Annotated in this window: 21 protein-coding genes; 18 read left to right on the forward strand and 3 right to left on the reverse strand. The window is 72.3% G+C overall.

Translation table 11 applies throughout. The annotated features are described in order from the left end of the window. Nucleotides 1-23 precede the first annotated feature (23 nt). Nucleotides 24-917 carry an alpha/beta fold hydrolase gene (locus tag NAMU_RS04810; protein WP_015746287.1) on the forward strand — a complete coding sequence of 298 codons (894 nt, stop codon included), beginning with the start codon at nt 24-26 and terminating at the stop codon, nt 915-917. A 72-nt stretch (nt 918-989) separates the two neighbouring features. Next, entirely contained in the window at nt 990-2,648 is a 1,659-nt protein-coding gene (gene menD, locus NAMU_RS04815; protein ID WP_015746288.1) for a 2-succinyl-5-enolpyruvyl-6-hydroxy-3-cyclohexene-1-carboxylic-acid synthase, read from the forward strand. 6 nt (nt 2,649-2,654) lie between these two features. Here the strand turns inward: menD and NAMU_RS04820 are convergent, their stop codons facing one another. Further along, the gene (locus tag NAMU_RS04820; protein WP_015746289.1) at nt 2,655-3,827 is read right to left on the reverse strand and encodes an acyl-CoA dehydrogenase family protein; all 1,173 of its coding nucleotides are present in this window, start codon (nt 3,825-3,827) and stop codon (nt 2,655-2,657) included. Nucleotides 3,828-3,899: 72 nt separating this feature from the next. On the opposite strand from NAMU_RS04820, the gene fgd reads away from it, so the two are divergent. Both fgd and NAMU_RS04830 read left to right on the forward strand, forming a co-directional pair. Then, nucleotides 3,900-4,919, forward strand: a complete 1,020-nt coding sequence (gene fgd, locus NAMU_RS04825; protein WP_015746290.1) for a glucose-6-phosphate dehydrogenase (coenzyme-F420) — start codon at nt 3,900-3,902, stop codon at nt 4,917-4,919. A gap of 188 nt (nt 4,920-5,107) precedes the next feature. Further along, nucleotides 5,108-6,154 carry a type IV toxin-antitoxin system AbiEi family antitoxin domain-containing protein gene (locus NAMU_RS04830; protein ID WP_015746291.1) on the forward strand — a complete coding sequence of 349 codons (1,047 nt, stop codon included), beginning with the start codon at nt 5,108-5,110 and terminating at the stop codon, nt 6,152-6,154. Here the strand turns inward: NAMU_RS04830 and NAMU_RS04835 are convergent, their stop codons facing one another. Together NAMU_RS04835 and NAMU_RS04840 are read right to left on the reverse strand one after the other, a co-directional pair. Continuing rightward, nucleotides 6,155-7,312, reverse strand: a complete 1,158-nt coding sequence (locus NAMU_RS04835; protein ID WP_015746292.1) for a CaiB/BaiF CoA transferase family protein — start codon at nt 7,310-7,312, stop codon at nt 6,155-6,157. It abuts the gene before it with no gap. Continuing rightward, nucleotides 7,312-8,577: an isochorismate synthase gene (locus NAMU_RS04840; RefSeq protein ID WP_217180752.1), complete on the reverse strand. Its 1,266-nt coding sequence runs from the start codon at nt 8,575-8,577 to the stop codon at nt 7,312-7,314. Before NAMU_RS04840 ends, NAMU_RS04835 begins: the two co-directional genes overlap by 1 nt. A gap of 89 nt (nt 8,578-8,666) precedes the next feature. Between NAMU_RS04840 and NAMU_RS04845 the strand changes: the two genes are divergently transcribed. The 14 genes from NAMU_RS04845 to nuoK all read left to right on the forward strand — a co-directional run bounded on the left by NAMU_RS04845 (nt 8,667) and on the right by nuoK (nt 22,650). Continuing rightward, entirely contained in the window at nt 8,667-9,191 is a 525-nt protein-coding gene (locus NAMU_RS04845; protein WP_015746294.1) for a DUF3592 domain-containing protein, read from the forward strand. A gap of 79 nt (nt 9,192-9,270) precedes the next feature. Continuing rightward, nucleotides 9,271-9,972 (forward strand): demethylmenaquinone methyltransferase, encoded by a 702-nt coding sequence (locus tag NAMU_RS04850; RefSeq protein ID WP_015746295.1) that lies wholly within the window; start codon nt 9,271-9,273, stop codon nt 9,970-9,972. A 161-nt stretch (nt 9,973-10,133) separates the two neighbouring features. Beyond that, complete coding sequence (locus NAMU_RS04855) at nt 10,134-11,426, forward strand: geranylgeranyl reductase family protein (protein ID WP_015746296.1); 1,293 nt, start codon at nt 10,134-10,136, stop codon at nt 11,424-11,426. Nucleotides 11,427-11,459: 33 nt separating this feature from the next. After that, nucleotides 11,460-11,828: an NADH-quinone oxidoreductase subunit A gene (locus NAMU_RS04860; protein ID WP_015746297.1), complete on the forward strand. Its 369-nt coding sequence runs from the start codon at nt 11,460-11,462 to the stop codon at nt 11,826-11,828. Between the two features lie 85 nt (nt 11,829-11,913). Continuing rightward, entirely contained in the window at nt 11,914-12,513 is a 600-nt protein-coding gene (locus NAMU_RS04865) for a NuoB/complex I 20 kDa subunit family protein (RefSeq protein ID WP_015746298.1), read from the forward strand. Continuing rightward, nucleotides 12,510-13,337: an NADH-quinone oxidoreductase subunit C gene (locus tag NAMU_RS04870; protein ID WP_015746299.1), complete on the forward strand. Its 828-nt coding sequence runs from the start codon at nt 12,510-12,512 to the stop codon at nt 13,335-13,337. The genes NAMU_RS04865 and NAMU_RS04870 overlap by 4 nt, the downstream gene beginning before the upstream one ends. 62 nt (nt 13,338-13,399) lie before the next feature. Beyond that, nucleotides 13,400-14,713 (forward strand): NADH-quinone oxidoreductase subunit D, encoded by a 1,314-nt coding sequence (locus NAMU_RS04875; protein ID WP_052308133.1) that lies wholly within the window; start codon nt 13,400-13,402, stop codon nt 14,711-14,713. After that, the gene (gene nuoE / locus NAMU_RS04880) at nt 14,713-15,462 is read left to right on the forward strand and encodes an NADH-quinone oxidoreductase subunit NuoE (protein WP_015746301.1); all 750 of its coding nucleotides are present in this window, start codon (nt 14,713-14,715) and stop codon (nt 15,460-15,462) included. Before NAMU_RS04875 ends, nuoE begins: the two co-directional genes overlap by 1 nt. Before the next feature lie 10 nt (nt 15,463-15,472). Next, nucleotides 15,473-16,792 carry an NADH-quinone oxidoreductase subunit NuoF gene (gene nuoF / locus NAMU_RS04885; RefSeq protein WP_015746302.1) on the forward strand — a complete coding sequence of 440 codons (1,320 nt, stop codon included), beginning with the start codon at nt 15,473-15,475 and terminating at the stop codon, nt 16,790-16,792. Beyond that, entirely contained in the window at nt 16,792-19,356 is a 2,565-nt protein-coding gene (locus tag NAMU_RS04890) for an NADH-quinone oxidoreductase subunit G (protein ID WP_015746303.1), read from the forward strand. Before nuoF ends, NAMU_RS04890 begins: the two co-directional genes overlap by 1 nt. Before the next feature lie 62 nt (nt 19,357-19,418). Further along, nucleotides 19,419-20,753, forward strand: a complete 1,335-nt coding sequence (gene nuoH / locus NAMU_RS04895; protein ID WP_138180593.1) for an NADH-quinone oxidoreductase subunit NuoH — start codon at nt 19,419-19,421, stop codon at nt 20,751-20,753. Continuing rightward, nucleotides 20,740-21,384: an NADH-quinone oxidoreductase subunit NuoI gene (nuoI, locus tag NAMU_RS04900; protein ID WP_015746305.1), complete on the forward strand. Its 645-nt coding sequence runs from the start codon at nt 20,740-20,742 to the stop codon at nt 21,382-21,384. The genes nuoH and nuoI overlap by 14 nt, the downstream gene beginning before the upstream one ends. Then, nucleotides 21,381-22,262, forward strand: coding sequence for an NADH-quinone oxidoreductase subunit J (locus tag NAMU_RS04905; protein ID WP_015746306.1), 882 nt, complete (start codon nt 21,381-21,383; stop codon nt 22,260-22,262). The genes nuoI and NAMU_RS04905 overlap by 4 nt, the downstream gene beginning before the upstream one ends. A gap of 88 nt (nt 22,263-22,350) precedes the next feature. After that, a complete protein-coding gene (gene nuoK / locus NAMU_RS04910) occupies nt 22,351-22,650 on the forward strand; it encodes an NADH-quinone oxidoreductase subunit NuoK (protein WP_015746307.1) in 300 nt (99 codons plus the stop codon). The last annotated feature ends 34 nt before the right edge of the window (nt 22,651-22,684 follow it).

Raw genomic sequence — 22,684 nt, forward strand, 5'->3', positions numbered from 1 at the left:
CTCGATCAGGAAGGTGATACACGATGACGCGTGAGACTGCTGCCCCGCCGGCCGTGACGCCCCGTCCCGGCGCTGGGCAATCCGCGGACGGCACCCGTCTGGGCTGGTGGAGCGTCGGCTCGGGGCCGGGCCTGCTGGTCGTGCACGGGGCCATGCAGGCCGGGCTCAGCCAGCTCGACCTGGCCCGCGAGCTGGCCGGCACCCGCACCGTGCACCTGCTGGACCGGCGCGGTCGCGGGCGCAGCGGGCCCTGGCCGGACGGTGGGTTCGACCCGTCGACCGAGGTGGCCGACGTCGTCGCGGTGGCCCGGGCGACCGGATCCACCGACGTGCTGGGCGTCAGCTCGGGCGCGATCCTGGCCCTGCGGGCCGCCCGGGCCGATCCCGGGATCGAGCGGGTCGTGGCCTTCGAACCGCCGATCGCGGTGGCCGGGTCGATCCGGATGGACCAGATCGAGCGGTTCGGACGCGAGTACGCCGAGGGCCGGCTGGTCGAGGCGATGGTGACGGCGATGCGGGCGGCGCAGATGGGACCGGCCTTTCTGCGGTGGGTGCCGCGCGGGCTGCTGTGCGCCGTCACCGCCCGGATGCTGCGCCGGGACGACGCCACCACGCCGGCCCCCGGGGTGCCGCACCTGCGCGAGCTCGCCCGGGCACTGCCGGCCGACCTGCGGATCGTGGCGGACAACGCGGAGCGCGCGGGGGACTTCGCCGGGCTGCGGGCCCGGACCGCGCTGCTGGCCGGCAGTGCCACCCGGCCCTACCTGCGGACCGCGGTGCACGCGGTGGCGGCGGTGATACCCGGGGCCCGGTCGGTCGTGCTGCCCGGCACCGACCACGCCGCGACCCAGAACAGGAACCAGTACGGACGGCCCGAGCGGGTCGCCCCGGCGCTCGCCGAGTTCTTCGGGGCCTGAGCATCGGCGACAATGTCCAGTTGTGAGCCGCCAACAGCCCGGTGAGACCGAGCCCGACCGGCCGGTGCAGCGGTGAACCCGTCCACGGCACTGGCCACCGTGCTGGTCGACGAACTGGTCGCCAGCGGCCTGACCGACGCGGTGCTCGCGCCCGGGTCGCGCAACGCCCCGCTGGCCCTGGCCCTGCATGCGGCCGACGCGGCCGGCCGGCTCCGCCTGCACGTGCGGATCGACGAACGCACCGCCGGCTTCCTGGCCCTGGGGTTGGCCCGGGGCTCGGGGCGGCCCGTCGTGGTCGTCACCACCTCGGGGACCGCGGTGGCCAACCTGCATCCGGCGGTGCTGGAGGCGGCCCACGGCGGGGTGCCGCTGATCGTGCTGTCGGCCGACCGGCCGCCGTGGCTGCGCGATGTCGGGGCCAACCAGACCGTCGACCAGCGCGGCCTGTTCGGGCCCGCGCTGCGCTGGTTCCACGAGTTCCCGGTGTCCCAGCGGCGGTCCGGTCAGCAGGCCCACTGGCGGTCCATGATCGGCCGGGCCTGGGCCGCCGCGAGCGGGGCCGCCGCAGTGCCCGGTCCGGTGCACCTGAACCTGCCGCTGGCCGAACCGCTGCTGCCCGACGCCGATCCGGACTGGCCCGAGCCATTGGTCGGCCGGGGCGGCCCCTGGACCACCGCGGTGGCCACGGCGGCGGCCGACGGTCCGGCGGTGCCCGCTCCGGAGCCGGGTGAACGCGTGCTGTTCCTGGCCGACCTGACCCACCCCTGGACGGCGCTGGTCGCCGACGCCGGGCACCTGGTCGTCACCGAGGCCGGCGGCGCCGCCGGTCGGGCGGTGCTGGGCACCGGGATGCACCTGCTGGCCGCCCCGGCGTTCCTGGACCGGGCCCGGCCCGACCGGGTGATCGTGCTCGGCCGGCCCACCCTGTTCCGCTCGGTGCAGGCGCTGCTCGCCGACCCGCGGGTGACCGTCGACGTCGTCGCGCACCCCGCCGGCTACGCCGACCCGGCCGGGCACGTGCGGGCCGTCGCGCCGGGCCTGCCCGACCTGACCGAGCAGCCCGACCAGCAATGGGCGGCCCGCTGGCGCGACGCCGACGCGGCGGCCGGCAAGGCGGTCAGCGACGTGCTCGACGGGTTGGAGCTGACCAGCTCGACCCGGCTGGCCCGCGAGCTCGTCGGGTTGCTGGCCGACCGCGCCACGCTGGTCCTCGGTTCCTCCCAGCCCCCGCGGGACGTCGCGCTGGCCACCCGGGCGCGGGGCGGGGTGCGGGTCGTGGCCAACCGGGGCGTGGCCGGAATCGACGGGACCGTCTCCACCGCGATCGGGGTGGCGCTGGCCGCCGGCGCCGGTCCCACGGTGGCGCTGCTGGGCGACCTGACCTTCCTGCACGACCTGACCGGCCTGGTCGTCGGGCCCGACGAGCCCCGACCGGACCTGACGATCGTGGTCAGCAACAACGACGGCGGGGCGATCTTCGGCACCCTGGAGTCCGGCCGGCCCGACCACGCCGATGCCTTCGAGCGGGTGTTCGGCACCCCGCACGCGGTCGACCTCGGCGCGGCGGTGACGGCGCTGGGTCACCGGCACACCCAGGTCCGGACCCGGGACGAGCTGGCCCGGGCCCTGGACAACCCGGGTGGCATCCGGGTCGTCGAGGTGCGGACCACCAGAACCGATCTGCCGCAGACGTTGTCGCGGCTGAGCGAGGCGGTCCGGGCGGCGGTCTGACCCGTCTCAGCCGCCGAGACGGCCGATCCCGCCCCGATCGTCGCGCCGCAGCGAGCGGGAGATGACCAGCCGCTGGATCTGGTTGGTGCCCTCGAAGATCTGCATCACCTTGGCCTCGCGCATGTAGCGCTCGACCGGGAAGTCGCGGGTGTAGCCGGAGCCGCCGAGCACCTGCACCGCGTCCGTGGTCACCTTCATCGCGTTGTCGGTGGCGACCAGCTTGGCAATGGCCGCCTCCCGGCTGAACGGCAGTCCCTGGTCGCGCAGGCGGGCGGCGTGCAGGTACATCGCCCGGGCGGTCTGTACCGCCGCCTCCATGTCGGCCAGCAGGAATCCCAGTCCCTGGTGGTCGATGATCGCCTGACCGAAGGTCTGCCGCTCCCGGGCGTACGCGACGGCCCGGTCGAGCGCACCCTGGGCCAGTCCGGTGGCCACCGCGGCGATCCCCAACCGTCCGGAGTCCAAGGCGGCCAACGCGATGCGCAGGCCCTCGCCCTCGGCGCCGATCCGCCGCTCGACCGGGACCCGAGCCTGTTCCAGGCGCACGGTCGCGGTCGCCGAACCGGTCAGGCCCATCTTGCGTTCGGGTGGGTCGGCGATCAGCCCGGCAGTGTCGGCCGGCACCAGGAAGCTGGAGATGCCGGTCCGCTCGTCGGAGGTGCGGGCCATCACCAGGTAGAAGTCGGCGTGCCCGCCGTGCGTCGTCCACGCCTTGGCGCCGTTGAGCACGTACTCGTCACCGTCGCGCCGGGCCGTGGTGCGCAGGGCCGCCGGGTCGGACCCGGCTTGCGCTTCGGACAGGCAGTAGGCGCCGAGCAGGTCGCCGGCCAGCAGGTCCGGCAGCCACTGCGCGCGCTGCGCGTCGGTGCCGTAGTGAGCCAACGGGAAGCAGCTGAGCACGTGCACGCTCATCCCGACGCCCACGCTGGCCCAGACCGCACCGACCTCCTCCAACACCTGCAGGTAGACCTCGTAGGGCTGGCCGCCGCCGCCGACCTCCTCCGGGTAGGGCAGGCCGAGCAGGCCGGTCTGGCCGAGCATCCGGAAGACGTCTCGCGGGAACTGCTCGGCCGCCTCGTCCCGGGCGGCCCGCGGCGCCAACTCACGGTCGGCGATCTCGCGCACCAGCTTGAGCAGATCGACCGCCTCGTCGGTGGGCAGCAGTCGACGGGCCGTCACCGGGACCCCCTTTGGTCGGTGTGGTTGTCTAGCGACTGTACGCAGACGTACGCGGACGAGAGGACGACAGCGATGACCCCACCGCCGATCCGGTTCGGTTACAAGGCCTCCGCCGAGCAGTTCGGCCCGAGCGAGCTGGCCGACCTGGCGGTCGCGGCCGAGGAGCACGGATTCGACTCGGTGTTCATCTCCGATCACCTGCAGCCCTGGCGACACGACGGGGGACACGCCCCGGCCTCGCTGCCCTGGCTGGGGGCGGTCGGGGCGCGCACGCAGCGGGTCATCCTGGGCACCTCCGTGCTGACCCCGACGATCCGGTACCACCCGGGCGTCATCGCGCAGGCGTTCGCCACTCTCGGCTCGATGTATCCCGGGCGGATCGTGCTCGGCGTGGGCACCGGGGAGTCGCTCAACGAGGTCCCGCTGGGCCTGGCCTGGCCGGAGCAGAAGGAGCGTTTCGCCCGGCTCAAGGAGTCGGTGAACCTGATCCACGAGCTGTGGACCGGGGAGCGGGTGACGTTCGAGGGCGAGTACTACCGCACCGACAAGGCGACCATCTACGACCGTCCGGCCGACCCGGTGCCGATCTACATCGGGGCGTCGGGTCCGGCGGCGACGCGGCTGGCCGGCCGGATCGCCGACGGCTTCATCACCACGTCCGGCAAGGCGCCCTCGCTGTACACCGACACCCTGCTGCCGGCCCTGCGGGACGGGGTGGAGAAGGCCGGCCGCCGGCTCGACGAGCTGGACACCCTGATGGAGATGAAGGTTTCCTTCGACACCGACCGGGAGCGGGCGATGCAGGACACCCGGTTCTGGGCGGCCCTGGCCCTCAAGCCGGAACAGAAGGCCGGCGTGGAGGACCCGCTGGAGATGCAGCGGCTGGCCGACGAGCTGCCGATCGAGCAGGCCGCCTCCCGCTGGATCGTCTCCGACGACCCGGACGAGCACGTCGAGAAGATCCGCACCTACCTGGATCTGGGCTTCCGGCACCTGGTCTTCCATGCGCCGGGGCACGACCAGCAGCGGTTCCTGGCGTTGTACGGCGAGCAGATCCTGCCCCGCCTGCGCGCCCTGGTCGGCCAGGGCTGAGCCCCGGCCGGCTGTTCGGCCGCTCGTTCGGCCGGTTGTGTGGCCGGGCTGATCAACTCGGCGAAACCGCGTCCGATATGGCCGGTTTCGCGCCGATTTGATCAGCCCGTGGGGTGGAACACCGGCGGGTTGTCCACATTTGCCGGATCCGCGCCCCGCCGGGGCCGGGGGTGCGCGATTCTCGCCGGATGCCCTCCGTATCGCGGCTCCCCGCCGACGTCCGAGCGGAGCTGGCCACGGGTCGCGGACTGCTGCGAGCCGCCGACTTCGAAGGGCCCGGCCGGTCGCGGAGCCGGCTGCACCGGTTGGAACGGAAGGGCGACCTGGTCGTCGTGGCCAAGGGCGTCTACGCCGACGCGGCCGCGTTGGCCGCCGCAGACCCCTGGTCCGCCTTCCGGCTGCGCACCCGGGCCTTCCTGCTGGCCGGCGCGCCGAACACCTACGCGGCGGGCTGGTCGTCGGCGGTGCTGCACGGACTGCCCACGACGGGCCGGCCACCCCAGGTGCCCACCGTCATCCGACCCGGTTCGCGGGTCAGCGGGTCGAACCGGACCTGCCACGGCCGCACCAGATTCGCCGCGGTGCCCGATCGCTGGCTCGGGCAGGCCGACGGCTGCCCCGCCGTCGGCGCGGCCTTCGCCGCGGTCGACCTCGCCCGGCACGCCGGGGCGATGACCGGGCTCGTGCTCGCCGATGCCGTGGCGTTCCGGCCGGGCGGTCGGGAACAGCTGGGCGCCGCCCTGGCCGATATCGGAGCCTGGACCGGGTCCGGCCGGGCGGCCTGGTCGGTCCGGCATTGCGACCCCGACGTCGAGTCACCCCTGGAATCGGTCGGGCGGTGCGCGTTCCTGCGAGCCGGATTGCCGCTGAGCCTGAGCAACGTGTGGGTCGGTGAGTTCGTGCCCGAGGTCCGCCTGGACCACTACTGGCCGCAGCATCGGGTCGGGGCCGAGGGCGATGGGGTGGGCAAGTACCTGCTCGCGGATCCGGCGGCCGCCATCAGGAAGGAGAAGGAGCGCGAATGGTTGCTGCAGCGGATGGGGATCCGGCTCGTCCGGTACACCTGGCCGGTGGCCACGCGCTCGCCGGACCTGCTCGCCGCCCAGGTGCAGGCTCGGCTGGCCGAACCCGCGCGGAGCGGGGGCCGGATCAGGACGTGGGCCCGCGACGACGGCCTGGCCCAGCTCGGGCTGCCCGCGGGCCGGCCGCGGCCGGACCTTCCGCGGACGGGCTGATCAACTCGGCGAAACCGGGTCCGATTGGTCCGGTTTCGCGCCGAGTTGGTCAGCCCGCCGGCTGGGTGGCGCCGGGTGGGTGTCGCCGAGCGCCGGGCGCGAGGTGTCGGATGCGGGCGGGTGGACCGGGTCGGCGGGGGTCCGGGAGAACCGGGGCGCCGGGGCGGCCTGGACGATCCCGTCGACCTCGACCAGGGTGCCGCGGGCGAGCAGGTGCGGGTGCCGGGCCGCTTCGGCGGCGGTCAGCACCGGCGTGACGCAGGCGTCGGTGCCGTCGAACACGCCGAGCCAGTGGGCCCGCGGGGCGGACGCGAACGCCTGCCCGATGGCCCGGCGCAGCCCCGGCCAGCCCGACTGATCGAGCTGGGCCGGCAGGTCCGCGTCGGCCAGGCCCAAGCCGGCCAGCAGGGCGGCGTAGAACGGCGGCTCCAGCGCGCCGACGGCCACGTACCGCCCGTCCGCGCACGGGTAGACGGCGTAGAACGGAGCGCCGCCGTCGAGCAGGTTGGTGCCGCGCTCGCCCGGCCACCACCCTTGGCCGCGCATCGACCACATCAGCTGGGACAGCAGCTCCACCCCGTCGACCATGGCCGCGTCGATCACCTGCCCGCGGCCGGATCGGGCTCGCTCGTACAGCGCGGCCAGGATGCCGACGACGGCCAGCATCGACCCGCCGCCGAAGTCGGCGACCAGGTTGGCCGGCAGCTGCGGGGGCCCGCCGGCCGCGCCCAGGGCGTCCAGGGTGCCGGTCAGGGCCAGGTAGTTGATGTCGTGGCCGACCCGGCCGGCCCACGGCCCGTCCTGGCCCCAGCCGGTGAGCCGGCAATAGATCAGCTCCGGCCGGCGGGCCAGGCAGACCTCCGGCCCGACGCCCAGCCGTTCGGCCACTCCGGGCCGGAAACCCTCCACCAGCACGTCGGCGGCGGCGATCTCGGCCAGCACATCGGCGACCCCGGCGGGCGTGCTCAGATCGGCCGACCGCAGCCGGCAACCGCGCAGCAGCACATCGCGGTCCGGCGGTCCGGTGTCCAGCCCGCCGCCGGGCCGTTGGATCCGCACGACGTCGGCGCCGAGGTCGGCCAGCACCATCCCGGCGTGCGGGACGGGCCCGATTCCGCCGAGTTCGACGACCCGCAGGCCGGCCAGCGGCCCGGCCATCAGCGCGTCGACTCCAACGCGTGCCGGATCGGCACCATCTTGATCTGCGCCTCCCGGGCCTCGGTCTCCGGATCGGAGTCGGCGACGATGCCGCAGCCGGCCAGCAACCGGACGGTGCGCCCGTCGACCTGGGCGCAGCGCAGGGCGATGGCGAACTCGCCGTCGCCGCGGCCGTCGATCCAGCCGACCGGCGCCGCATAACGGCCGCGGTTCATCGGTTCCAGTTCGCGGATGACCTGCCGGGCCACCGGGGTCGGGCTGCCGCCGACGGCCGCGGTCGGATGCAGCCGGGCGGCCAGTTCCAGCGCGGTCGGCGCGATCTCGCCGAGCCGGCCGGTGATGTCGGTCGACAGGTGGGTCAGGTTGGCCAGTTCCAGCGGGGTGGGCCGGTCGGGCACGTCCAGGTGGTCGCAGGCCGGGGCCAGCACCTCGCTGACCGAGCGCACCGCGTACGCGTGCTCGGCCACGTCCTTCGGGCTGCGCATCAGCTCGGCGGCGACCGCGGCGTCGGCGTGCCCGGGCCAGGCCGTGCCGGCCAGCACCCGGGAGGCGATGTGCCGGCCCTGCCGGCGGATCAACAGTTCCGGGCTCGCCCCGACCAGGCCCTGCACGTCGAACGTCCAGCATCCGGGGTAGTCGGCGGCCAGCCGGGCCAGCAACAGCCGCTCGTCCACGGTCCGCGCGGCAGTGGCGACCAGGTCGTGGGCCAACACCACCTTGTCCAGCTCGCCGCGCCGGATCCGGTCGGTCGCCGCGGTGACGGCCTGGGTGAACCCGGCCACCGACCCGTCGTCGGTGTAGCGGATCCGGCCGGGCCCGCGGATCGGGGCGGGCACGGGCAACCCCGCGTCCGGCGCCGATTCCCCGGCCGGCCCGATCCGGGTGACGAACGTGCCGTGCGCGGTCCGGCCGACCACCACCTGGGGCACCACGGCGACCGCCACATCGGTGTCGTCGAACCCGAGGGAGACGAAGGCCAACGGGCCGGTGCCGGCCTCGGCGATCGGGTCGGTCACGGTCAGGCCGGCCTGCACCTGCGCGAACCACTCCTGGATCCGGGCGGCGGCGTCCGGGCCGGTCGCGGTGAAGCGGGCGTGCACGCCCCAGCCGACGAAGCCCCGGTCGCCGCGGACGAAGCAGATCGAGCCGGTCGGCGCGGGCAGCAGACCGATCAGCCCGGCCGGTCCGTCGGTGGTTCCCTCGGTGCGATCCAGCCGTGCGGTCACCGACGAGGCCACGAGGCGGGTCGTCGGCGAGGCAGTCACGAGCGCCCACATTAGTCGCGCGCGCGGGCCGAACCGCTCGACTGTGACGTGCACCCCGCGGCGTGCCGGTCCCTCGTACACTTCCAAGCATGTCGGCCCGCCCGGCCGCGGCCGCCCAGCTCGATCCCGCGAGCGCCCCCGCCGTGGGGCGCCGTCGCCGGCTGTGGCGGTGGGCCGCCCGGGTGATCGTGCTGATCGTGGCCGCGATCACGATCATGATGGTGGCCCTGGCCATCGGCATGCGGCTCAACGACCGGGCCATCGAGGACCATCTGGCCACCGCCACCGCCACCGTGCTCTCGGTGTCGCCGCTGCGCACCGGGATCGAGTTCGTGGACGCCTCCGGCGCGACCGTGCGGCCCGACGGCGGGGTGCTCTACCCGGGTCTGCTGACCGTCGGCCTGCAGTTCGTCGTCGAGTACTCCAGCGTGGACCCGCAGGTCGCTCGGGTGGCCGGGCGCACCGCCTCGGTGGGCACGATCATGATCGCCGGCACCCTGGCGGTGACCTATTTGCTGGCCGGGCCGGCCATCTGGTGGTGCCGGCGGCGGTCCCGGCTGCCGCTGTGGGGGAGCCGTCGTGGCCCGGGACACACCGCGCCGCCGCCGTCCTGAGGGCGCAGCGAGTCCTCGCGTCGGTAGGCTTCCCGGTCATGTTGGCCTGCTGCTGCGACCGTCCGGGGAGGGCGAAGCGATGAACCGCGCCGATCTGGACAAGGAGCCGCGCCAGGTCGCCGCCATGTTCGACGAGGTCGCGCCTCGCTACGACCGCACCAACACCATCCTGTCGATGGGCAACGACCGCCGCTGGCGGCGGCATGCGGTCCGGGCGCTGCAACTGGTGCCCGGTCAGCGGGTGCTCGACGTGGCCGCCGGCACGGCCGTGTCGACCAAGGCGCTGGCCGCGACCGGGGCCTGGGCCGTGGCCACCGACTTCTCGGTCGGCATGCTGGCCGCCGCCCGGACCGGGACAACGTTGCCCCGGGTGGCCGGCGATGCGATGCGGCTGCCCTTCGCCGACGAAAGCTTCGACGCGGTCACGATCTCGTTCGGCCTGCGCAACGTGGCCGATCCGGCCGCCGCCCTGCGCGAGTTCGCCCGGGTGGTCCGGCCCGGCGGTCAGCTGCTGGTCTGCGAGTTCTCCCGGCCCCGGCCGACGCCGATCCGTTGGGGCTACGGCTGGTACCTGCGCACGGTGCTACCGATGCTGGCCCGGCGGGTCTCGTCGAACCCGGAGGCCTACACCTACCTGCAGGAGACCATCGACGCCTGGCCGGACCAGCCCAGCCTGGCCCGGATGATCGCGCGATCCGGGTGGACCGAGGTGGTGTGGAAGAACATGACCTTCGGCGTGGTCGCCCTGCACCACGCCGTCCGCCGGCCGACCGAGTCCTGAGCCGACCGGGCCGAACCCGTGGTTCTCGCCCCGTGTGATGGGTCCTACACTGTGTGGCGCGTGCCTCGTGAACGAATTCACAAACTCATGAGCCCGTGGCAGGGGACGCCGCCGCCTCGCCCTGCCGGCGCCGATCTGCAGTGATGCGGGGGAGGATCCCGATGAACGTGTCGAGTCCGGTGTCGGACCCGGACACCGTGGCCGACGTGATCGTCGTCGGGGCAGGTCCGGCTGGTTCGACCTTGGCCACCCACCTGGCCCGGGCGGGGGTGGACGTACTCCTGCTGGAGAAGTCGACCTTCCCGCGCGAGAAGGTCTGCGGTGACGGGCTGACCCCGCGCGGGGTCAAGCAGGTCCTGGCCCTGGGCATCGACGTGTCCGGTCCGGACTGGATCAAGAACAAGGGCCTGCGGGTCATCGGTGGCGGGACCAGCCTGGAGCTGCCGTGGCCGGTGCTGCAGGAGTTCCCCGACTTCGGCCTGGTCCGGCCGCGCCGCGACTTCGACGACATGCTGGCCACGCTGGCGGTCAAGGCCGGGGCCCGGCTGCGGGTGGCCACCACGGTGAAGGAACCGATCCGCGACGAGCGCACCGGTCGCATCGTCGGCGTCACCGCCAAGACCGCGGACGGGCCGGTGCAGTTCCGCGCCCCGCTCGTGCTGGCCTGCGACGGGGTCTCGGCCCGGGTGGCCGTCGGCATGGGCATCAACAAGCGGGAGGACCGGCCGATCGGGGTCGCCGTCCGTCGCTACTACAAGAGCCCGGCCCGCACCCACGACGACTACCTGGAATCCCACCTGGAGCTGTGGGACCGCTCGAACGCCGACAAGCCGGCCCTGCTGCCGGGCTACGGCTGGATCTTCGGCCTCGGCGACGGGACGGTCAACGTCGGCCTGGGCATGCTCAACTCGTCCAAGGCGTTCGGGCGGACCGACTACCGCGCGCTGCTGCGCCGCTGGTTGGACGGCACCCCGGAGGAGTGGGGCCTGCGCGAGGAGAACGCGATCGGCTCGATCGGCGGCGCCGGTCTGCCGATGGGCTTCAACCGCACCCCGCACTACGCCGACGGGCTGATGCTGGTCGGCGACGCCGCCGGCGCGGTCAACCCGTTCAACGGCGAGGGCATCGCCTACGCGATGGAGTCGGCGGCGCTGGCCGCCGAGGCGGTGCTGCAGGCGCAGGGCCGGCCGGACGGGCCGAGCCGGGAGGCCGCGCTGCACGGGTACACCACCGCCATGAAGGAGCACCTGGGCGCCTACTACCGGCTCGGCGGGATCTTCTCCGGGCTGATCGGCAAGCCGGCGGTGATGAAGACCGCGACGCGGCTGGGTCTGCCCCGCAAGGACCTGATGTACCTGGTGCTCAAGGTGCTGGCCGGGCTGTACGACAGCCGGGGCGGCGACTGGGCCGACCGGGTCACCCGGGCCCTGGTGAAGGCGGCCCCGAGTGTGTAGCCGGGCCGCCGCAGCGGCTGGAGGGACGGATCGATGAGCAGCACGTACCTGCCGGTGGTCATCCTGCTCGTCATCGTCGCGGGCTTCGCGCTCACGATGGTGACGGTGGTCAGCGACGCCCTGGGCCCGCGCCGGTTCAACCGGGCCAAGCTCGACCAGTACGAGTGCGGCATCCAGCCGACCCCGCTGCCGGCCGGCACCGCCGGGCGGTTCCCGATCAAGTTCTATCTGACCGCGATGTTGTTCATCGTGTTCGACATCGAGATCGTCTTCCTCTACCCCTGGGCTCAGTCGGCGGTGGCGCTGGGTGTGCTCGGACTGGTGGAGATCATCCTGTTCATCGTCACCGTCGCCGTCGTGTACACCTACGCCTGGCGGCGCGGGGGCCTGGACTGGGACTGAGCACCACCGTCCCGGGCGCGCCGCCGCCGCCCGGGAAAACCCCGGATTTCCGAACTCCGCCGCGTTCGAGAAGGGAGCAGGACCAATGGGTCTGGAAGAAAAGTTGCCCAATGGGGTTCTGCTGACCAGTGTCGAGAAACTGGTCAACTGGACCAGGAAGGCCTCGCTGTTCCCGGCGACCTTCGGCCTGGCCTGCTGCGCGATCGAGATGATGACGACCGGCGCCCCCCGGTACGACCTGGGCCGGTTCGGCATGGAGGTGTTCCGGGCCTCGCCCCGGCAGGCCGACCTGATGATCGTCGCCGGCCGGGTCAGCCAGAAGATGGCGCCGGTGCTGCGGCAGATCTACGACCAGATGGCCGAACCCAAGTGGGTGCTGTCGATGGGGGTCTGCGCCTCCTCGGGCGGCATGTTCAACAACTACGCGATCGTGCAGGGCGTCGACCACGTGGTCCCGGTCGACATGTACCTGCCGGGCTGCCCGCCGCGCCCGGAGATGCTCATCGACGCGATCCTCAAGCTGCACGCCAAGATCATGGACGAGCCGCTCAACGCCCGGCGGGCCGCCGCGACCGACGGCCAGCGCACCGAACTGGTCGCCTCGTCGGTGCGCTACGGCAAACTGCCGGCCCCGGTCGGCACCCCCGAGGTCAACGTCGCGGCACTGGAAGCGGGGCACCGATGACCACGCCGTCGGGCACCGGGCCGGCCGCCCAGCCGGATCGCACCTCGGTCGACACCCCGGCCGAGAAGCCGTCGGGCACCACCACGGACGCGACGCCGCAGGGTGGCGCGCACGCCGGGGACGTGGCCCGGCCGGAGCAGGCCCTGCACCACCCGAGCAGCCCGGTACCGACCACCGGCCTGGAGCGCACCGGGATGTTCGGCGCGCACGGTTCGGGTGACACCTCCGGCTACGGTCTACTGATCAGCGAGCCGTACACGCCGGCGCCGGCCGAGCGGCCCTACGGGGGATGGTTCGACGAGGTGGCCGACGCGTTGCTGGCGGCCATGCACGAGCGGTCCATCCCGCCGCTGGCGTTGCTGCAGACCACCGTGGCCAACGGCGAGATCACCTTCTACATCCACCGCGACTTCCTCACCGTGATGCTGTGGGCGATCCGCGACGACGAGTCGCTGCGGTTCGAACTGGCCTCCTCGATCTCCGGGGTGGATTACGGCGAGGGTGTGCCCAAGCGGCTGCACGTGGTCTACGAGCTGACCTCGATGACCTACCGCCGGCGGATCCGGCTGGAGGTCGCGGTCGACGTCGACGATGCGCACGTCCCCTCCGCGGTGGCCGTGTACCCGACCGCGGATTGGCACGAGCGGGAGATCTGGGACATGTTCGGCATCGTCTTCTCCGGGCATCCGGGGCTGACCCGGATCCTGATGCCGGACGACTGGCTGGGTCACCCGCAGCGCAAGGACTACCCGCTCGGCGGCATCCCGGTCGAGTACAAGGGAGCCGAAATCGCCGCCCCGGATCAGCGGAGGTCGTACTCGTGACTCAGGATCAGGCCAGGTTTGCCGAGGATTTCCTGCCCCCGGACGAGCAGGACACCGCGACGATGCGTCGGGCCCGGGCCACCGACACCACCGAGGGCCGGATGTTCACGGTCACCGGCGGTGACTGGGAGGACCTGCTCGCGGACAACGAGTTCGAGCACGACGAGCGGATCATCATCAACATGGGTCCGCAGCACCCGTCGACCCACGGGGTGCTGCGGCTGATCCTGGAGCTCGAGGGCGAGACCGTGGTGCAGGCCCGGTCGGTGATCGGCTACCTGCACACCGGCATCGAGAAGTCCTGCGAGTACCGGACCTGGACCCAGGGCGTCACCTTCGTGACCCGGGCCGACTACCTCTCGCCGGCGTTCAACGAGGCCGTCTACTGCATGGCGGTGGAAAAGCTGCTGGGGATCGAGGTCCCCGAGCGCGCCCAGGTCATCCGGGTGCTGCTGATGGAGCTGACCCGGATCACCTCGCACCTGGTGGCGCTGGCCACCGGCGGCATGGAGCTGGGCGCGTTGACCGGCATGACGGCCGGGTTCCGGGAGCGCGAAGAGGGCCTGCACCTGATGGAGTTCCTCACCGGTCTGCGGATGAACATGGCGTTCATCCGCCCCGGCGGGGTGGCCCAGGATCTGCCGGAGAACGCGACCGAGCGGATCGCGGCCTTCATCAAGATCATGGAAGAGCGGCTGCCCGAGTACGACAAGCTGCTGACCGGCCAGCCGATCTGGAAGGCCCGGACGGTCGGCGTCGGGCTGCTGCCGCTGGAAGGCTGCATGCAACTGGGCATCACCGGCCCGATCCTGCGGTCGGCCGGTCTGCCCTGGGACCTGCGCAAGACGATGCCCTACTGCGGGTACGAGACCTACGACTTCGAGGTCCCGACCCTGACCGAGGGCGACTGCTACGCCCGGTTCCTGTTGCGGCTGGCCGAGATCCACGAATCGCTCAAGATCATGAAGCAGTGCAACGAGCGGCTGCGCCAGCCCGGGCCGGTGATGGTGGGCGATCCGAAGATCGGCTGGCCGGCGCAGCTGTCCATCGGTTCGGACGGCATGGGCAACTCGCTGGAGTACATCCGCAAGATCATGGGTCAGTCGATGGAATCGCTGATCCACCACTTCAAGCTGGTCACCGAGGGCTTCCACGTGCCGGCCGGGCAGGCCTACGTCGGCATCGAGAACCCGCGCGGCGAGCTGGGTTGCCACGTGGTGTCCGGCGGTGGGACCCGGCCCTGGCGGGTCCACCTGCGCGACCCCGGATTCGTGAACCTGCAGGCCATGCCGGCGATGTCGGAGGGCTCGATGATCGCCGACGTCGTCGCCGCCGTCGCCTCGATCGACCCGGTGATGGGAGGTGTCGACCGCTGATGTCCGAGACCAATCGCAGGATCGGCGTTCCGGTGTTCCTGGACACCGGCGTCGTCTTCGACGAGCTCACCCACGGCCGGGCGGCCGAGATCATCGCCCGGTACCCGATGTCCCGGTCGGCGTTGCTGCCGCTGCTGCACCTGGTGCAGTCGGTGGAGGGCTGCGTGTCCCAGCAGGGCATCGAGTTCTGCGCCGGCCAGCTGGGGCTGACCGAGGCCGAGGTGTCCGCGGTGGCCACCTTTTACACGATGTACAAGCGCACCCCGTGCGGCGAGCACCTGGTCTCGGTGTGCACCAACGCGCTGTGCGCGGCGCTGGGCGGGGACGCGATCTACGCCACGCTGTCCCGGCGCCTGGGCGTCGGGCACGAGCAGACCGCCGGCGAACCGGGCACGCCCGGCTCGATCACCCTGGAACACGCCGAGTGCCTGGCCGCCTGCGACCACGCCCCGGTGCTCACGGTGAACTACGAGTACTTCGACAACCAGACCCCGGACAGCGCGCTGGATCTGCTCACCGGCCTGCAGTCCGGCGAGCGGCCGCACCCGACCCGGGGCGCCGCGCTCACCGATTTCCGCTCGGTCGAGCTCGAGATCGCCGGCATCCTGGTCGATCTGGAGGACCGGGTGGAGGCGCCGACCGCCTCGGAGCCGACCCTGCGCGGCTCGGTGCTGGCCGAACAGACCGGGCAACGCGCGCCCGTCATGCCCGAATCCATCGAATTCCCGCCGCTGCCGGAGAAGAAATGAGGGCCGCACGGTGACGTTCGCCGCCGACGCCGGACCGGGCGCCTCGCTGACCCCGGTCCTCACCCGCCGCTGGGCCTCCCCGCGATCGTGGAGCATCGAGACCTACCGCCAGCTCGACGGATACCAGGCGCTGCGCTCCGCGCTGACCGTCGATCCGGACCGGCTGATCGAGCTGGTGAAGAACTCCGGGCTGCGCGGCCGCGGCGGTGCGGGTTTCCCGACCGGCCTGAAGTGGTCGTTCCTGCCCAAGGGCGGCAGCAAGCCGCACTACCTGGTGATCAACGCCGACGAGGGCGAACCCGGGACCTGCAAGGACATCCCGCTGATGATGGCGGACCCGCACTCGCTGATCGAGGGCTGCATCATCACCTCGTACGCGATCCGGGCGCCGTTCTGCGCGATCTACATCCGTGGTGAGGCGGTGCACGCCATCCGCCGGGTCGCCGCCGCGGTGCGGGAGGCAAAGGCGGCCGGGTTCCTGGGCCGGGACATCCTCGGCTCGGGCTACGACCTGGAGATCGTCGTGCACGGCGGGGCCGGCGCGTACATCTGCGGCGAGGAGACCGCCCTGCTGGACTCCCTGGAGGGCCGGCGCGGCCAGCCCCGGCTCAAGCCGCCGTTCCCCGCCGTCGAGGGGCTGTACGCCAGCCCGACGGTGGTCAACAACGTCGAGACGATCGCCTCGGTGCCGATCATCGTGATGGGCGGGTCGGACTGGTACCGCTCGCTGGGCACCGAGAAGTCGCCCGGTCCCAAGATCTACTCGCTCTCCGGTCACGTCACCCGGCCCGGCCAGTACGAGGCCCCGATGGGAACCACCCTGCGCCAGCTGCTGGCCAGCGCCGGCGGCATGCGTGACGGCATCCCGCTGAAGTTCTTCACCCCGGGCGGCTCGTCGACGCCGATCTTCACCCCCGAGCACCTGGACGTCCCGCTGTCCTTCGACGACGTGGCCGCCGCCGGGTCGATGCTCGGCACCACCGCGCTGATGTGCTTCAACGAGACCGTCTCGGTCCCGTGGGCGGTGTGGAAGTGGCTGGAGTTCTACAAGCACGAGTCGTGCGGCAAGTGCACGCCGTGCCGGGAGGGCACCGGCTGGCTGGTGCAGATCCTGCGCCGCGTCGTCACCGGTCACGGCACCCTGGAGGACCTGGACACCATGGTCGACGCGGCCGGCAACATCGCCGGCCGGTCGTTCTGCGCGCTCGGTGACGCCGCGGCCACCCCGATCCTGTCCAGCTTCAAGTACTTCCGGTCCGAATTCGAGGACCTGGTGACCGGGCGGACTCCGCCGGTCGTCGACCACCGGCAACTCGCGGGGGCGCACTGATGACCCAGGTAGCAGTTCCACCGACCACGGCAGCGGAACCGGAACCGGTGCCCGAGGGCCATGTCCGGCTGACCATCGACGGGGTCAGCGTCATCGCCCCCAAGGGGGAGCTGGTCATCCGGACCGCCGAACGGCTGGGCACCGCGATCCCGCGGTTCTGCGACCACCCGTTGCTCGACCCGGTCGGCGCCTGCCGCCAGTGCCTGGTCGAGGTGGAGATGGGCGGGCGCAAGATGCCCAAGCCGCAGGCCGCCTGCACCCAGACCGTGGCCGACGGGATGGTCGTCAACACCCAGCTCACCTCCGCGGTGGCCGAGAAGGCGCAGCGCTCCAACCTGGAGTTCCTGCTGCTCAACCACCCGCTGGACTGCCCGATCTGTGACAAGGGCGGCGAGTGCCCGCTGCAGAACCAGACGATGGCCAACGGGTCCAACGTTTCCCGGCTGCGCGAGCCCAAGCGGGTCTTCACCAAGCCGATCCCGATCTCCACCGAGATCCTGCTCGACCGGGAACGCTGCGTGCTGTGCCAGCGATGCACCCGGTTCTCCGATCAGATCGCCGGGGACAAGTTCATCGACCTGCTCGAGCGCGGCTCGGCCCAGCAGATCGGCATCAACTCGGCCGAGCCGTTCCAGTCCTACTTCTCGGGCAACACCATCCAGATCTGCCCGGTCGGCGCGCTGACCTCGGCCGCCTACCGGTTCCGGGCCCGCCCGTTCGACCTGGTCTCGACCAAGACGGTGTGCGAGCACTGCGCCGGCGGGTGCGCGCTGCGGACCGACCACCGCGCCGGGGCGACCCTGCGCCGGCTGGCCCGGATCGACATGGACGTGAACGAGGAGTGGAACTGCGACAAGGGCCGGTTCGCCTTCGAGTACGTGCGCCAGCCCGACCGGATCACCCGGCCGCTGGTTCGTGACGAGAACGGCGAGCTGCAGCCGGTGTCCTGGACCGAGGCGATGACGGTCGCCGCGCGCGGGCTGCTGCAGGCTCGGGACAACGGCGGTGTCGGCGTGCTGGCCGGCGGCCGGCTGACCCTGACCGACGCCTACGCCTACGCCAAGTTCGCCCGGGTCGCGTTGCGCACCAACGACATCGACTTCCGGGCCCGGGTGCACACGGCCGAGGAGGCCCGGTTCCTGGGCGCCCGGGTGGCCGGCACCGCGCCGGCCCGGGGCGGGGTCACCTTCACGGAGCTGGAAAGCGCCCCGGCCGTGCTGCTGGTCGCCCTCGAGCCGGAGGAGGAATCCGGCATCCTGTTCCTGCGGCTGCGCAAGGCCGCCCGCAAGAAGGGCGTGCCGGTGTTCTCGGTCGCGCCGCTGGCCTCCCGCGGGCTGCAGAAGATGGCCGGCACGCTGATCGCCGCCGGTCCCGGCGACGAGGTCGGTGTGCTCACGGGGCTGGCCGGCGACACCCTGGCCGAGGGCGGCCCGGACGCCGAGCAGCGCAACCGGCTGGGGGCGCTGCTGCGCACCCCCGGAGCCGTGGTGCTGGTCGGCGAACGGGCCTGCGAGGCGCCGGGTCTGCTCACCGCGGTGGCGGCCCTGGTCGACGTCACCGGGGCCCGGCTGGCCTGGGTGCCGCGCCGGGCGGGGGAACGGGGCGCGCTGGACGCCGGCGCCCTGGGCACCCTGCTGCCCGGTGGCCGTCCGGTCGCCGACCCGGCCGCCCGGGCCGAGGTGGAGGCCGCCTGGGGCGTGTCCGTGCCGGCCACGCCCGGTCGGGACACCGCCGGGATCCTGGCCGGCGTGGCGATGCCGCTGCCCGCGGAGGACGAGCCGGCCGTCGACGCCGAGCCCGAGGGCCCGCGGGGTCTGGCCGGCCTGCTGATCGGCGGGGTCGAGGTCAACGACCTGCCCGATCCGGCGGCCGCGCTGGCCGCGATCGCCGGGGCCGGGTTCGTGGTGAGCCTGGAGCTGCGCGAGAGCGCGGTCACCGCGCTGGCCGATGTCGTCTTTCCGGTGGCCGCGGCGGTGGAGAAATCCGGCGCCTACCTGAACTGGGAGGGCCGGCTGCGCCCGTTCGACGCCGCCCTGCCCGACGTGGGCACGCTCGACGAGGGCCGCATCCTGGACACCCTCGGGGTGGAGATGGACGTGGACCTGTACACCCAGACCCCGGCCGCCGCGGCCGGCGAGCTGAGCCGGCTCGGCGTCTGGTCCGGTCCCCGCCCGGCCCTCGCCGGTGATCAGGCCGACCACGCCATGATCAACTCCGCGGGGGCGGGCGCCCGTTACCGGCTGGCCAGCTGGCGGATGAACCTGGACGGCGGCCGGGCGATGGACGGCGAGCCGCACCTGGCTGGCACCGCCAAGCCCGACGTCGTGCGGATCTCGCCGGCGGCGGCTCTGGATCTGGGGGTGCGCGACGGCGACCTGCTCGCCGTGCGCGGCCCGGCCAGCTCGATCACCCTGCCGGTCGCGGTGACGCCGATGGTCGACGACGTGGTCTGGCTGCCGGCGATGGTCGAGGGCATGCCCACCGGCGGCCGGCTCGGCGCCGCCGTCGGGGCCCGAGTGCACAGTGACCCCGTCGCGACGGTGGAGGAAGGGGTGGCGCTGTGACTCCCGCGCCGTTGCCGGACGGATCGGTCGAACCGCTGCTGGCCGACGACCCGTGGTGGCTGATGCTGATCAAGGCCCTGCTGGTCTTCGTCATCCTGCTGTTGCTGACGCTGTTCGCGATCTGGTTCGAGCGCCGCGTCGTCGGCCGCATGCAGCACCGCCCCGGCCCGAACTGGAACGGGCCGTTCGGCCTGCTGCAGTCCCTGGCCGACGCGCTCAAGCTGCACTTCAAAGAAGGCATCATCCCCGCGAAGGCGGACAAGGTGGTGTACATCCTGGCGCCGGCGTTCTCGGCCATCCCGGCGTTCCTGATCTTCTCGATCATCCCGGTCGGCGGGCAGGTCACGATGTTCGGCGAGCAGACCGCGCTGCAGTTGATCGACCCACCGGTCGGCGTGCTGGTCGCGTTGGCGCTGGCCTCGGTCGGCGTCTACGGGATCGTGCTGGGCGGTTGGGCCTCCGGGTCCACCTACCCGCTGCTGGGCGGCCTGCGTTCGGCCGCCCAGATGATCTCCTACGACGTGGCCATGGGCCTGTCGTTCGTGGCCGTCTTCCTGTACGCGGGCACCCTGTCGACCTCGGCGATCGTCACCCAGCAGCAGCCCGGCTGGTACGTGTGGCTGCTGCCGGTGTCCTTCATCGTCTACTGCGTCTCGATGGTCGGCGAGACCAACCGGGCCCCGTTCGACCTGGCCGAGGCCGAAGGCGAGCTGGTCGGCGGGTTCAACACCGAGTACTCCTCGATGCGCTTCGGCCTGTTCTTCCTGGCCGAGTACATCAACCTGATCAACGTCTCGGCGATCGCCACCACCCTGTTCCTGGGCGGCTGGATGGCGCCCTGGCCGATCTCGCTGCTGCCGTGGGCGAACACCGGCTACTGGACCATGCTGTGGTTCTTCATCAAGGTCCTGCTGTTCATGTTCGTGTTCGTCTGGCTGCGCGGCACCCTGCCGCGAATCCGGTACGACCAGTTCATGGCCATCGGCTGGAAGGTCATGATCCCCATCTCGCTGGTGTGGATCGTGCTGGTCGGCTCCGTCCGGGTGCTGCGCAACGCCGAGGGCTTCACCACCACCGAGGTCCTGCTGTGGGTCGGCATCCCGCTGGCCGTGATCATCGTCGCGGCGATCGCCTGGCCCCCCAGACGCAAACCCGAGCTGGTGGTCGACCTGCCCGATGAGGATGTGGCATCCGCACCACCGGACGGCACGGTGGTGGCCGAGTCCCGCGGCACCTACCCGGTCCCGCCGCTGGACCTGGCCGTGCCGGTGCCGCCGATCCGGGCCCGCCTGGCCGCCGCGCGCGCGGCCGAATCCACTCCTGCGCTCACCCCGGCCGGGGTCGGGCGCGACCTGCCGGGAGGCAGCAACTCGGGAGGCAGCAATGTCGTTTCTTGATCCCGTCAAGGGTTTCGGGGTCACCTTCGCGACCATGTTCAAGCCGGTGGTCACCGAGGACTACCCGAAGAACCCGGAACAGCCCGCGCCCCGCTATCACGGGCGGCACCAGCTCAACCGGCACCCGGACGGCCTGGAGAAGTGCGTCGGCTGCGAGCTGTGCGCGTGGGCCTGCCCGGCGGACGCGATCTTCGTCGAGGGCGGCGACAACACCGACGAGGAGCGTTACTCGCCCGGCGAGCGGTACGGCAAGAACTACCAGATCAACTACCTGCGCTGCATCGGTTGCGGGTTGTGCATCGAGGCCTGCCCGACGCGCTCGCTGACCATGACCAACGAGTACGAGCTGGCCGACGACGACCGGCAGCGGCTGATCTACACCAAGGACATGCTGCTGGCCCCGCTGCTGCCGGGCATGGAGCAGCCGCCGCATCCGATGCGGCTGGGCGACGAGCACGACTACTACGCCCGCGGACCCGAGCTGGTCCGGCAGGCGCCCGGTGGCGGCGGCGTCGGCGGGGCGGCCCGTGAGTCCGAGGCCCAGCAGGCCGGCCAAGAGGTGCCGGTCGCGGCGCCGCAGGGGGCCGACCATCCCGCGGCGGTCCGGGTTCGGACGCGGGGGCAATCGTGAGTGTGCTGCAGCTGGCCGTCCAAGCGATGGCCGACACCTCGACCTCCGCGCCGAACACCGATCCCGGGGCCGAGCTGATCGCGTTCTGGATCCTGGCCCCGCTGGCGGTGCTGGGGGCCATCGGCATGGTGTTCTCCAAGAGCGCGGTGCACTCGGCCCTGTGGCTGGTGCTCACGATGCTGTCCCTGGGCTGCCTGTACATCAACCAGAACGCCGAGTTCCTGGGCTTCGTGCAGATCATCGTCTACACCGGCGCGATCATGATGCTGTTCCTGTTCGTGCTGATGCTGACCGGCCGGGACTCCGGCGACTCGACGTTCGAGGTGCTGCGCAAGCAGCGGATCGTGGCGATCGTCCTGGGCATCGGCTTCGTCGTGCTGCTGGTGACCGGCCTGCTGCGGGCCCTCAAGGCGGTGCCCGCGGTCGGCCTGTCCGGCGCGTACGCCGACCGGGGCCCGCTGGGCGCGATCGCCGAGCTGCTGTTCACCGACTACCTGTTCCCGTTCGAGCTGACCAGCGCGCTGCTGATCACCGCGGCCACCGGGGCGATGGTGCTGACCCACATCGAGAAGGCGCCCGGCGAGCGCAAGTCGCAGGGGCAGCGGGTGCGCGAGCGGATGCGCTCGGACCGCATGTCGCCGCTGCCCGGGCCCGGGGTGTTCGCCACCTCGTCGTCCAACGCCACCCCCGCGCTGCTGCCCGACGGGTCCATCGCCCCCGGGTCGGTGTCCGACCTGGTGGAGCCGTCGGAGAGCGAGCAGGTCGCCCGCCGCTTCCGCAGCGGCGGCACCCTCACCGAGATCGAAAGTGCCGAGCACCCGCAGCGCGTCGAGGACGCCGACCTGGGTGACGGACCGGTTCAGGGAGATGCTCGATGAGTGAGGCTCGCCGAGCGAATCATCGGCACCGTCGGGGCGTCCGCGTCCGGGTGGCCGAGCCTGCGAGCCACCCGGAAAGGGGGACCCGATGAGCCCGAATCACTACCTGGTGCTGTCGGCGTTGCTGTTCGGCATCGGCGCGGTCGGTTTCCTGGTCCGCCGCAACGCCATCGTGGTGTTCATGTGCGTGGAGCTGATGCTCAACGCGGTGAACCTGTCCCTGGTCACCTTCTCCAACATCTGGGGCAACCTCAACGGCGTCGTGTTCGCGTTCTTCCTGATGGTCGTCGCCGCCGCCGAGGTCGTGGTCGGCCTGGCGATCATCATGGCCATTTTCCGCAGCCGGCGCAGCGCATCGGTCGACGACGCGAACCTGCTGAAGTTCTAGGGGTGGGCGAGATGTCGATGCGGGTACTCGATAA

Origin of the sequence: Nakamurella multipartita DSM 44233, from assembly GCF_000024365.1 — a bacterium.
Taxonomy (GTDB): Bacteria; Actinomycetota; Actinomycetes; order Mycobacteriales; family Nakamurellaceae; genus Nakamurella; species Nakamurella multipartita.